This is a genomic window from Amphritea balenae (assembly GCF_003858655.1).
GTDB lineage: Bacteria > Pseudomonadota > Gammaproteobacteria > Pseudomonadales > Balneatricaceae > Amphritea > Amphritea balenae.
Genome location: NZ_RQXV01000001.1, coordinates 714,587 through 727,225, shown reverse-complemented (window position 1 = coordinate 727,225; position 12,639 = coordinate 714,587). Strand labels below are relative to the sequence as shown.

Sequence of the window (12,639 nt, the reverse complement as noted above, 5' to 3'; positions counted from 1 at the left end):
GTTTTTTAAGAGTGCTAGAAGTGGTGAGGTTATTGAGTGAACCTCACCTGTTACAACTACGACTGTATAGCCGGCGTTAATCGTTAATCATATTGGCTCTAGTATGCTTTCTGTTTCTAAGCTGCACTGGTGGTAAAGTGTTTTCCCAGCAAAGCATGGTAGAAATCTTTGTCGGACAAAATACCTACCAGGCTGTTTTGTTCGTTAAGCAGCACCGGATGACCGGTACGGTAGCGAATCTCAATGGCATGACGCATCGATATATCCGGAGTTGTCATTACCAAAGCGCCTTCAGGCAGGCGGCTGATATCTTCGCCTTCCTGCCACTGGTGTAATGGCAGGGTCTGACCCTGACGGCTGGCCGATACCACCTGGCCTTCCTGATCGGTACTGATACAGGTATTGTCATTACGGTTAAGCACCAACATATCGTCGAGTCGTTCAAGCGTAGCGGCATCGGTCATCAGTGAACGACCGCGTAATACGTTCAAAGGGTTGGTGTGGGCAACGAAATCTTCGACATAGGCGTTACTCGGGTTAAGGACTATGTCCTCGGGTTTGCCGTGCTGAATGATCTGCGCCGACTCCATAATGGCGATATTGGTACCGATCTTAAGGGCTTCATCCAGATCATGGCTGACAAACAGAATGGTCTTATTGAGTCGTTGTTGTAACTCAATCAGTTCATCCTGCAGCTGACTTCGAATGAGCGGATCCAGAGCAGAAAAAGGCTCATCCATGAGCAATATGTCGCTGTCCATAGCAAAGGCTCTGGCTAAGCCAACCCGTTGCTGCATACCGCCGGAAAGTTCGTGAGGGTATTTACCGCTCCATTCCGCCAGTCCAACCATCTCTAACTTTTTCATTGCTTTAGCACGACGTTCCTGCTTACCCATGCCCTGCATTTCGAGGCCAAATGCAACGTTATCCAGAACCGTCAGCCAGGGCATCAGGGCAAAATTCTGAAACACCATCGATATTCTGTTGGTACGCATATGGCGCAGGGTAGCGGCATCACAGTTGGCAATATCGACCATCTGTTCACCGTCTTGTACCAGTAGCTGACCACGACTGGTCTTGTTTAAACCATTTACCGCACGCAGCAGGCTGGATTTACCTGACCCAGATAGTCCCATCAAGACACAGATTTCGCCTTGTTGAACCTCAATGCTGGCATTTTGTACGCCGACGACGTCGCCGGTTGTTTCGATTATTTCCTGACGGGTCTTTCCCTTATCCAGAAGATTCAGGCTCATCATCATCTGATTGCCAAAAATTACGTCCAGATTACGAATACTGATTGCTGACATGATTAACCCTCCTCCTTAGCGCCCGGAGCTTTACAGATACGGTCCAGGATGATCGCGACCAGTACAATAGCCAGACCCGCTTCAAAACCCTGTGAGATATTGACGGTATTAAGTGCCCGGATAACCGGTTTGCCTAAACCATCAGCGCCGACCAGAGCAGCGATAACCACCATTGATAATGAGAGCATGATGCACTGGGTGACACCGGCCATAATGCTAGGCATTGCCGCAGGCAGCTCTACTTTGTAGAGTAATTTAAAGGGAGTAGCGCCAAATGCTTTACCGGCTTCGACCAGGTTTTCAGGTACTCTGCTGATACCCAGATAAGTCAGTCTGATCGGTGCAGCAATTGCAAATATGATGGTCGAGATAAGCCCCGGTACTACGCCCAGGCCAAACAGAACCAGTGTTGGGATCAGATAGACAAAGGTTGGAATTGTCTGCATCAGATCCAGAATAGGTCGCAGGATGGTATACATCCAGGGTCTGTGAGCGGCCATGATCCCGATAGGGATACCCACGGCGACGGACAGCGATGTCGCTGCCAGTACCAATACTAAGGTTTCAATCATCTCCTGCCAGTAACCCAGATTAAGTATCAGTAGCAGCGCAGCGACGACAAATATAACCAGCGGCAGGCTTCGGTGCAGTGCCCAGGCGATTGCTGCTATCAGTGCCATCGGCACAAAAGGTGGGAACCACTGGATTACCTCAACCATCGAGAGGATAAGCCACTCAAGGGAGACTGATATTGCATCGAAGAAATCAGCGGCGTTAAATGTCAGCCAGTCGACGAACGCTTCCATCCAGCTACCCAGGGGGATTTTGTTATCTGTAATCCAGTTCATGTGATTGCCCTTCAGATATGCCTTTCAGGTAGATGGGCCAGCGCAATATCCGCTGGCTGCCAAATACAATTTGCTAGAAATAAACTATTCAGAACGTGGTATCGCTGCTGCTGAACCGTTCAGGTCGGCAGCAGCGAGCCGGGTTCAGATATCCAGGCTTAGATCTTTAGATGATTGCGTACCGCGGACAGAGCATCGCCACCCTCTTTAGTGGTGACACCGCTGAGCCAGGTTTCCAACACCTGAGGGTTAGACTTGAGCCACTTCTGTGCGGCGACCTTAGGCTTATCACCATCATCCAGAATGGACCCCATAACCTGGTTTTCCATCTCCAGACTGAAGGAAAGGTTTTGCAGCAGGCGACCCATATTCGGGCAGTCCTGTGTATAGTTTTGACGGACGTTAGTGTAGACGTTGGCACCGCCATAATTTGGTCCGAAGTAATCATCGCCACCGTCCAGATATTCCATCTCAACATTGGCATTCATCGGATGCGGTGCCCAGCCCAGAAAAACCACCCACTGTTCACGCTTAGCTGAACGGCTAACCTGGGAGATCATGCCTGCTTCGCTGGATTCAACCAGCTTAAAGCCTTTCAGGCCAAAGGCGTCCTGATCGATCATATCCTGAATCAGGCGGTTACCATCGTTACCCGGTTCAATACCGTAAAGGCGACCTTTGAACTTATCTTTATGGGTAGCGATATCGGCAAAGCTTTTGACGCCCGCATCATAGACATATTTAGGTACTGCCAGGGTGTATTTAGCGCCTTCAAGATTTGCTCTGACGGTTTCAACAGTGCCGGCTTCCCGATACTTAGCGATATCGGCTTCCATGGTAGGCATCCAGTTACCCAAGAATACATCGATATCGCCATTGGCCAGTGAAGTGTAGGTAACAGGTACCGACAGCAATTGAGTGGTTGGCTTATAGCCCAGTGCCTGTACTACTTCACTGGTAACCGCGGTAGTTGCGGTAATATCGGTCCAGCCCACATCGGAAAAACGCACAGTGTCACACTGGCCTGCAAAGGCCATCGATGCTGACATACCGATAGCAACGGTAAGCCCGCGCATCAGATTGTGTTTAGGGTTGGCTTTTTTCTGTCGAGTCGTCATGAGTCTTGTACCTTATTTTTATTGTCTGAATGTAGGTTTTTCTCGGTGCTCTTTCTATCCCGCTATTTTTTGTTTCTCCATGATGTCGTTTAAGTTGCGTTTAGGGCTTTTGAGTCGCTGGCGTTGTTGCCACTGCTCGTCGATCCAGACGTCAACACCGGCTGCCGGTAATGACTGTTTGCCCAGAATCATGTCGGCGGCTTTTTCCGCCACCATGATGGTAGGTGCGTTAAGGTTACCGTTCGGAATGGTCGGGAAAATGGATGAGTCGACAACCCGCAAAGCATCGATGCCCCGGACTCTGCACTGGCTGTCGAGCACGGCCATCGGATCGTTATCCGCGCCCATCTTGCAGCTACAGGAAGGATGGTATGCGCTTTCAACGTTGTCGCGCACCCATTGGTCGATATCTTCATCGCTGGTGATGTGCAGTCCCGGCTGTATCTCGTCACCGCGATACTGATCCATCGCCGGTTGATGTAATATTTCTCGACTGAGGCGGATGCAGTCACGCCAGTCCTGTTTGTCTTGCTCAGTACCGATGTAGTTGAACACAATGCCTGGCTTGGCTTTAGGGTCGGCTGATTTGATCCAGATTCGGCCACGGCTTTCTGGTTTGTTAGGGCCAACATGGACCTGGTAGCCATGGCCATCAATCGCTTTACCGCCGTCGTAGCGCATTGCAGCTGGCAGGAAATGGTATTGAAGATTAGGCCATTTCAAGCCTTCGCGAGAACGGATAAAGGCGCAGGATTCAAAGTGATTAGTCGCCCCCAGACCGTCTTTGAATAGCATCCAACGGGTACCGATCAAGCCTTTGCTAATCAGGTCGAGTTTGCCATTCAGGGTAATCTTCTGGTTACAGTGATATTGAAAGTAAACTTCCAGATGATCCTGAAGATTTTCGCCAACGCCAGGCAAATCGTGGAGAACTTCAACACCCGCTTCCTGCAGCACTTTCTTTGGCCCAATCCCTGATAGCTGTAATAGTTGTGGAGAACCAACAGAGCCCGCTGCAAGTATGACCTCGGTGTTGGCGGTGACTGTGACGATCTGGCCGTTTTTCTCATACTCAATGCCTGTTGCACGCTTTCTCGCGGCACCTTCACCACCCATAATCACTTTGCGGGTCAGAACGCCGCTGATCAGGGTCAGGTTGCTGCGCTTCATCGCATCACGAAGATAGGCATTGGAGGTCGATGCCCGGACACCATTTTTAACCGTCATATGCATAGTGCCGAAGCCTTCCTGACGGTAGCCGTTGTAATCTTCGGTGGTCGGGTAGCCGGCATCTGCACCGGCATCTATAAATGCCTGATACAGTGGGTTAAGTTTCATATCGTTGCCGCCGCAGGTGCTTAACGGGCCTTCACTGCCGCGGTATTGATCTGCGCCTTTGTTCCAGGTTTCTGCTTTCTTGAAATAGGGCAGGCACTGTTGATAACCCCAGCCATCGGCACCGTTTTCCTGCCACTCATCGAAATCACAGGCGTGACCCCGGACATAGACCATGCCGTTAATGGAAGAGCCGCCGCCCAGCACTTTGCCACGTGGGCAGTGCATTGAACGGCCATCCAGGTATGGCTCCGGCTCAGAGTGAAACTGCCAGGCGTATTTGGGTGTATTCATCGGATAGGACAGCGCAGTTGGCATCTGGATGAAGATGCTTTTATCGCTGCCGCCGGCCTCGAGAACCAAAACGCTATGTTCGCCACTTTCGGTCAGACGGTTGGCCAGTACGCAGCCTGCGGAACCGGCTCCGACAATGATGTAATCGTAATTTTTATTATTTGTCATACTGTTACGCCCGCTTAAAACAAAATCTTATCCGCCTCCGCTGTAGTTATTGCTGCGGCGACATCTATATTCTTAATACTGTTGTACTTAGTAAGCTCTACTAAAAAGCTCTACTAAAAAGCCCGACCAAAACGCCCTGTTAATAAGGGCATTCGATATCACCCAGCTCGACAAAGACGCTTTTAACCTGGGTGTAATGGTTTAGGGTTTCGATACCATTCTCGCGACCGATACCCGACTGCTTATAGCCACCAACCGGCATTTCAGCAGGTGATGAACCCCAGGTATTTATCCAGCAGATACCCGCCTGCAGACGGGCAATAACCCTGTGTGCCCGGGAGAAGTTAGTTGAGAAGACCCCGGCAGCCAGACCGTATTCAGTATCGTTGGCACGTCGGATCACTTCTTCTTCGTCGCTGAACCGCAGAATCGACATCACCGGACCAAAGATCTCTTCTTTAACGTTGGGCATCTCATCGCTACAGTCAGCAAATACCGTAGGTTTGACGAAGTAGCCGTTTTCCAGCCCGTTTCCGGTGGCACGTTCGCCGCCGCAGATAAGGCGAGCACCGGCTGTTTTTGCCGCTTCGATAAACTCGAGAACCTTTTCCATATGCTGAGATGAGATCAGAGCACCCACCTGGGTATTCAGGTCGGTAGGATCGCCGATAATCATCTGTTCGGTACGCGCAGCTACTTTGCTAATGAATTCGTCATACAGGCTGTCGTGAACAAATACCCGGGTACCGTTGGTGCAGACTTCACCCTGGGTATAGAAGTTGGCCAGAAGCGCACCGGATACGGCGTTTTCCAGATCGGCATCTTCGAATACGATCAGTGGTGATTTACCACCCAGTTCCATCGTGACTTCTTTAAGAGAGCCTGCCGTATCCGCCATTACTTTCTTGCCGGTACCACATTCCCCAGTGAAAGAAACTTTGGCTATTTCCGGATGACGGGAAAGTGCCTGGCCAACCCGGTAGTCACCCTGCACAACATTGAATACACCATCGGGGAGGCCCGCTTCGGTGAATATCTCTGCCAGCTTCAAAACGCTCAGTGGCGTTTCTTCTGAGGGTTTGAAAATCATGCAATTACCCGCCGCCAGAGCCGGCCCGGATTTCCACATAGCGATCTGAATCGGGTAGTTCCAGGCGCCGATACCGGCACAGATACCCAGCGGTTCGCGGCGGCTGTAGAAGAAGTTATTGCCGCCCAGATCCTGTTGCTGGCCATGAATGGTTGCTGCCAGACCCGCGTAATATTCGATAACATCGGCACCGGTCGCTATATCAACGCAGTTAGCTTCCTGTAGTGGCTTGCCGGTATCCAGAACCTCAAGCAGAGCCAACTCGTCATTGCGTTCGCGCAGAATAGCAACGGCACGCATCAGGATCCGGCCGCGTTCAGCACCGGTCATTGCTGACCAGGCTTTAAAACCTTCATGGGCAGAGGCAACGGCCAGATCAACATCCGCCATAGATGCTTGTTGTACTGTTGCCAGTACCTCTCCGGTGGCTGGGTTGTGAGTGATAAAAGTCTCACCGGACGTAGCGTCCATATAGCGACCATTGATGTATAAAGATTGTTGCATCTGTTTTTATCCTGCTTATCTGTAGCTTTGCTAAACCGGTAACGTATTGGTACTACCCTCAGCAAAGCGACGCTGTTCATGTTCTTAAAACGCTCTGATCCAGAATACTTATCAGGCTATTTAACTGCCTTAAAAGAGGTGTTTGTCAGTAGCGTTTATCAGTAAAATGTTTTTATTAATTGATCGTTTAATTAAAAACAACTTTGGCTATTCTGTGATCATAAGTCAAGAATGGGTGAAGGCTGCACTGATAGATGAAACAGAAAGTTATTTCCCTGTTTTTAGTGGAATGGATAGGATAAAAAGTGGCTGTTCAGGGTAAATGTTAGAATTATATGCGGTTAATTGACCCTGTATTAATTGTTTTAGGGGCAAAAATAGCCTGAAAAAATCAATATATGTCGCATCCAGACCCGTTCTGGACGAGGAAGGATAATTCTATCCATTGTTAACGAACGATATCGCAGGGCGATCTTGTTGAAAGACTTTGTCGTACACACCGATTAAAAGTATGTCTGGAATGCTCTTTATTAAAGACTCTTTTTAACAGGCTTTGTTTAAGTTAGGGAACAGAAAACCTAAGCAGGTTTATCGTCTGTTGATTCTATCGCCTGAGGGCTGGTCATGATGTGTCGGTGGCGGGTGTGTTTGATATGAAAAGAGATCGCTGTCAGTAAGGGCTATAGATATCAGCTGGAACGGCCTTAGTTGAGATCTCTGAAATATTGCTTTGGCGGTTTTCCCAGTGTTTTTTTAAACATAGAAACAAAGGCGCTGGGACTGTGGTAACCCAGGTCCAGTGCCACATTTATAACCGATTCTCCTTTGCCTAACCGGTTTATCGCTTCATGCAGTAATAGTTGTTTGCGCCATTGCTGAAATGTCATTCCGGTTTCTTTTATAAACAGTCTGCTCAGGGTGCGCTCGCTAGCGCCAACCAGTTGTGACCAGTAGGACAGGCTGGTTTTGGTTTCAGGTCGCTCAATCATGCCCTGCATAATCCTCAACAGGCGGCGATCGGCTGCACCGGGTAGGTGTAGCAATGAAGGCTTCAGTGCCTGTAACTCATCCAGGATGACGGAACAGATCCGGCTGGCCGGACTATTGTCGGCATAGTCTTCGCCAAAATCAGCAACCTTCAGAATCAACTCCCTTAGTAATGGCGATACCTCAACCACGCTGCACTCGGTAGGGAAGCGATGCAAATAGGCAGGATCGATAAAAAGATGGCGGATCTCCGAACTGATCTCCGGGCTGACAGAATGATAGATACCTGCAGGAATCCATACTGCCTGTGACGGAGGTACAACCCAACTACCGGCATCGGTAAACACCTTGATCACGCCGGATGAAGCATAAGCCAGCTGACCTCTGGGGTGATGATGAAAATCCAGTTCCAGCTCGGATAAAATCAGGTTATGCAGTCCGAGAATTGGCAGTGATGGGTCAATCCTGTAGCCCAGCTTAGAGCGGTAACGTTTGCGAATAGAGACTGGCTTTGTTGTCATGATGTCCGAAATTAAACATTAATTGTCATTTTATCGACTTAAAACATAGTGGGTTTTTGTCAGAATAACCAGCACTAATCCTATCCGGGTGCTCGATATGAAGATTCAGCTTGATCGTTCGCAGTGGCTTGCACTGTTTTTAATTCCTTCGTTATCGGCTTTACTGCTTCTGAGTCCGGCTGTTGCTGTGTTGAGTGAACAGCAACTTTATTCCGGGTTGCTGATTATTGGTGGCATGGTGTTGTTTGCTACCGGTGCTCTGCCTGAGTTTGTGACCGCGCTGGTTGTGCTGGTGCTGGCGATGTTGTTATCCGTAGCCCCAGCCGACGTTGTTTTTTCGGGCCTGACGTCAACGGCCTGCTGGTTGGTTGTTTCCGGACTAGTGATGGGCATTGCGATCAAAGAGACCGGTTTAGCCAAACGTATTGCAGATCGGTTCAGTGGGTTCTTTGATAGCAGTTATACAAAACTTATCAGTGGCATTGTTCTGATGGGTGTCATGTTAGGTTTTGTGATGCCATCTTCGGTAGGGCGGGTAGTGTTGTTTATTCCTATTGCCTTAGCAGTGGCGAAAAGTTGCGGCTTTGAAAAAGGCAGTAATGGCTATATCGGGGTTTTTCTGGCGGCGGCTTTTGGTTGTCACCTGCCTACCTTTGCCATTCTGACCGCAAATATTCCTAATATGATTATGATGGGCACGGCTGAAACTATTCATGGCTGGACGCCCATGTTCGGTGAATACCTGATGTTGCACTTCCCGGTGCTGGGTATTCTAAAGGCGTTATTGTTGATTCTGATTATTCTTAAACTTTACCCGGATACACCTAAGCGCTCGGCGGGGGCTACCAGTAATGGTCGATTGAGTCGGACTGAAATAAGACTGCTGATCATTATGCTGGGCACGCTGGGGTTTTGGGTAACGGATTCTATCCACCATATCTCTTCAGCCTGGATTGGTCTGTCGGCGGCAACCATATTGCTATTACCGGGTATCGGTATGGTTTCACCTAAGAGCTTTAATGAGAATATTAATATTAGTGCGATATTGGTGCTGGCAGGCTTATTAGGCATCGCAAGCCTGATTAACTACAGTGAGCTTAGTCTGTTGGCCGGTGATCAGGTGCTGGGTTGGCTGCCATTGGCTCAGGGCGATGACCTGATTAACTTCTTTGCTCTATCGTTAACCGCGATGATGACCGGTGTCGTGGCAACATTGGCCGGTGTTTCTGCAACCCTGACACCCTTAGCGGGGCAGATTAGTCAGATGACCGGTATGAGTCTGGAAGCGGTGCTGATGACTCAGGTATTTGGCTTTTCCACTGTGGTTTTTACTTATCAGTCAGTACCGCTGATGATGGCGATACCGCTGGCAGGCGTTTCACTTAGTCATGTGGCCCGTTTATGCCTGATTTTAGCGGCTTTGACGGTGCTTATTTTGCTGCCTCTTAATTATCTATGGTGGCAGCTGCTGGGGTGGTTATAGATCTATAGCCGGAATATAACGCCTTCTCTGGCTGGTTTGGTTTTATCTATCTATTAAAGAGCACCTGTAGCGGGTGCTGAATTTATTTCGTAATTTATTTGTACCCTAATCGGATGCACTATCAGGAGAGTAACAATGTCGGGTTTGACGCAAGTATTGGGTATCACCGGACCGGTCTTTATTATTATTCTGATCGGCTTTCTGGCGGTTAAGAACAGCGTTGTCCCTAAAGGTACCCCTCAGGCGTTGAGTGCGTTTGCCGTGAACTTTGCTTTGCCTGCTTTATTGTTCAAAGCGATCAGTGAAAAGCCGGTGGCTGAAGTGTTCAATGGTGCCTATCTGATGGGCTATGCAACAGGTTCGCTGATAGCCTTTATGTTGCTGTTTATCCTGACCCTGAAGCTGCGCGGAAAAAGTATCAGTGAAGGGGCTATTTATGGCATGGGTGGTAGTTTTTCCAATAGTCTGATGATCGGTTTTCCGGTTATTGTGCAACTGTTTGGCAGCGCCGCGATGGTGCCGCTGGCACTGACCCTGATGGTGGAAAATTTTCTGATATTTCCACTCACACTGATTCTGGCCGATGCCGGTGGAAGTAAAGGTGAAAGCCGGATAAAAGTGTTACTACAAAGCTTTCGTCAGGTACTGCGTAACCCTATTATTCTCTCTATTATCATCGGCGTACTGTTTTCTTCACTGGGTGTCACACTGCCCCAGCCGGCGCTGAAAGTGATTGATCTGTTTGCTGCGACTGTGAGTGGTATTGCCCTGTTTGCGATCGGCGGTTTGTTGGTGGGTATCAATGTACGTTCAGTGGTCGCAGATATCGGGATGATTCTGCCGGTTAAACTCTTTATTCATCCATTAATGGTGATGCTGGTATTTAGTTTTATACCGGGTATGGACCCTTTGATGATTGCTGCAGCGATCATTCTGGCCAGCATGCCGATGTTCGGTATCTATCCGATCATCGCATCAAAGTATGGATTGGGACCCACCTGCGCCGCTGTTCTGGTGCCCACCACCGTATTTTCGTTTGTATCACTGAGTCTGGTGATCTGGTTGGTTAACTATTATCTGCCAATCAGTGTCAGTGTTGCGGTTAATTAGAGTCTTAGCGCTATTCAGAGCATAAATTTCCTGCTTTAAGGTTTTCGCCAACAAGCAATCAGAAACGCACCTGTGTCCAGATCAGCAGCTTGCCCTTGTCGTTCAATTGCAGGAGCGAGTTCTGGATCACAGTCTTTAGCAAAGTGTACAGCGGTATAAGCTTTACCTGCTATCGGGGCTAGTTTGAGTAGTTCTTCCGGACTACGGAAAGTCGCATGATTAAAAACAGAGTCTTTGTCCTTCCTGGCAGTATCAGAGCGACGGGTTGCCCAGGGACTGAGGTGGTTCAGGGTGGCGATCACAATAGTGCCGCCCGGTTTTGTTACCCTGAATAGTTCGGCGATCGCTTGTTGGCCATCTTCGATAAACTCCAGAGCGGTAATTGAAATGGTCTTATCGAAGTGATTATCGGCGAAAGGCAGCTTACAGATATCCGCCGCCAGAAATGACTGCCCCTGTATTCTCTGTCTGGCCCGGTTAAGCATGGGCTCTGAAATATCCAAACCTGTCACCCGAGAGCCGGTAGCCGTCAATGACTGGGTAAATATGCCGCTGCCACAGCCTGCATCCAGAATAGTCTCTCCCTGTTGTGGCTGTACCAGTTTCAGCATCAAATCAAGCTCAGTTGCTTTAACTAATGCGCCGATCGGGGTATGAAACCATTGTTCGTATGGATCGGGCCAGCTATCGAATAGTTGTGACATGATTGCTCCAAGGATGGTGATAATCGGAGTGTTACAAAGTTAATGGGTTGAGCCAAGTGCCAGTTGATCGGACTACATAGTAGCAGGACCGGCAATGCGTGAAGGCCTTGCGAGCAGCTTACGTCGCCTGGTTGTGAAAGAATGCGGCGGCTGTTTTTCAGTTTCTTTTAAATATAGGGGATTCAGTATACTGTTTGGCAAAGCTGGTGATTGATTAAGAGGAGCCGGAGTGTCACTTAAAACGCTAAAAACCTTGTGTGCAATTGCGCAGCAGGGCAGTTTTGCCGCAGCCGGTGATAAGCTGGGCCTTACCCAGGCAGCGGTTAGCATTCAGGTTCGGCAATTGGAGGAACAGCTGGGGACAAAACTGTTCGATAGGATAGGACGTAACCAGGTGCTTAATCATGATGGCCGTAAAGTCTTACAACGTGCCGAGCAGATTGTGGCCCTTTATGCTCAGTTGGGGGATGGTCTGGGCGATGCGGGGCAGTTCAGTGGCGAGTTACTGCTAGGCGCGGTGTTTAGTATTCAGACCGGCCCCTTGGGTCCGGTACTGGCCCGGTTGCGCGATCGTTATCCACAATTGAAGATCAAAGTTTTGCGAGGGATGTCTATTGATCTGGCACAGCGCTTGGAAAGCGGTGAACTGGACGCGGTTTTAATTACTGAACCGCAGCAAAGGGTACCACCAGAATATGAGTGGAGCACTCTTGAGAAGGAGCCTTTTTATGTCGTGGCTCATCATGAGATAGCGCCGCAATCTGATGTTGAACTGCTCAGTAGCCAACCCTTTATTCGTCTCGACCCCAGAGCCTGGGCAGGTAGTATGATTGATTCCGAATTAAGGCGTCGTAACATCATTCCGGATGAGGTGATGGAGCTGGATTCACTGCAGGCTGCACTGATGATGGTCGAGCAGAAACTCGGTGTGACGGTAATGGCGTTAGGCAGGGATCAGGCTGAATATCTCCAACAGCGCTTCTGTCTCGTGCCGTTCGGAGAACCGGTGATTCATCGCAATATAGGTCTCTACCAGCGTAGAAACCATAGTCGAAAAAGGCTGGTTGGCGCATTGCTTGATGAGTTTGCAGGTGATAATTCGATTGTTAAAAAATAGTTATGTATTACCTTAATAAATATAATTATTTTTAAAGTAATTGCAGACGT

General features: G+C 49.1%; 10 protein-coding genes. 3 read left to right on the top strand and 7 right to left on the bottom strand.

The window, feature by feature from the left end; translation table 11 throughout:
* Nucleotides 1–116 precede the first annotated feature (116 nt).
* The 6 genes from choV to EHS89_RS03240 form a co-directional block, all read right to left on the bottom strand.
* The gene (gene choV, locus EHS89_RS03265; RefSeq protein WP_124924662.1) at nt 117–1,310 is read right to left on the bottom strand and encodes a choline ABC transporter ATP-binding protein; all 1,194 of its coding nucleotides are present in this window, start codon (nt 1,308–1,310) and stop codon (nt 117–119) included.
* A gap of 2 nt (nt 1,311–1,312) precedes the next feature.
* On the bottom strand, nt 1,313–2,158 hold the full coding sequence (gene choW / locus EHS89_RS03260; RefSeq protein WP_124924661.1) for a choline ABC transporter permease subunit: 846 nt from the start codon (nt 2,156–2,158) through the stop codon (nt 1,313–1,315).
* 158 nt (nt 2,159–2,316) lie between these two features.
* Nucleotides 2,317–3,234 (bottom strand): choline ABC transporter substrate-binding protein, encoded by a 918-nt coding sequence (locus EHS89_RS03255; protein WP_373290040.1) that lies wholly within the window; start codon nt 3,232–3,234, stop codon nt 2,317–2,319.
* Nucleotides 3,235–3,330: 96 nt separating this feature from the next.
* Nucleotides 3,331–5,073, bottom strand: a complete 1,743-nt coding sequence (betA, locus tag EHS89_RS03250) for a choline dehydrogenase (protein ID WP_124924659.1) — start codon at nt 5,071–5,073, stop codon at nt 3,331–3,333.
* Nucleotides 5,074–5,212: 139 nt separating this feature from the next.
* Entirely contained in the window at nt 5,213–6,667 is a 1,455-nt protein-coding gene (gene betB / locus EHS89_RS03245) for a betaine-aldehyde dehydrogenase (RefSeq protein WP_124924658.1), read from the bottom strand.
* Nucleotides 6,668–7,371: 704 nt separating this feature from the next.
* Entirely contained in the window at nt 7,372–8,175 is an 804-nt protein-coding gene (locus EHS89_RS03240; protein ID WP_124924657.1) for an AraC family transcriptional regulator, read from the bottom strand.
* 97 nt (nt 8,176–8,272) lie between these two features.
* Here EHS89_RS03240 and EHS89_RS03235 point away from each other — a divergent pair, with 97 nt between their 5' ends.
* Nucleotides 8,273–9,658, top strand: coding sequence for an SLC13 family permease (locus EHS89_RS03235; protein ID WP_124924656.1), 1,386 nt, complete (start codon nt 8,273–8,275; stop codon nt 9,656–9,658).
* Nucleotides 9,659–9,793: 135 nt separating this feature from the next.
* Nucleotides 9,794–10,768: an AEC family transporter gene (locus tag EHS89_RS03230; protein ID WP_124924655.1), complete on the top strand. Its 975-nt coding sequence runs from the start codon at nt 9,794–9,796 to the stop codon at nt 10,766–10,768.
* Nucleotides 10,769–10,803: 35 nt separating this feature from the next.
* On the opposite strand, the gene EHS89_RS03225 is transcribed toward EHS89_RS03230, so the two are convergent.
* Complete coding sequence (locus EHS89_RS03225; RefSeq protein ID WP_124924654.1) at nt 10,804–11,472, bottom strand: class I SAM-dependent methyltransferase; 669 nt, start codon at nt 11,470–11,472, stop codon at nt 10,804–10,806.
* Between the two features lie 229 nt (nt 11,473–11,701).
* Here EHS89_RS03225 and EHS89_RS03220 point away from each other — a divergent pair, with 229 nt between their 5' ends.
* Entirely contained in the window at nt 11,702–12,589 is an 888-nt protein-coding gene (locus tag EHS89_RS03220) for a LysR family transcriptional regulator (protein ID WP_124924653.1), read from the top strand.
* Nucleotides 12,590–12,639: the final 50 nt, after the last annotated feature.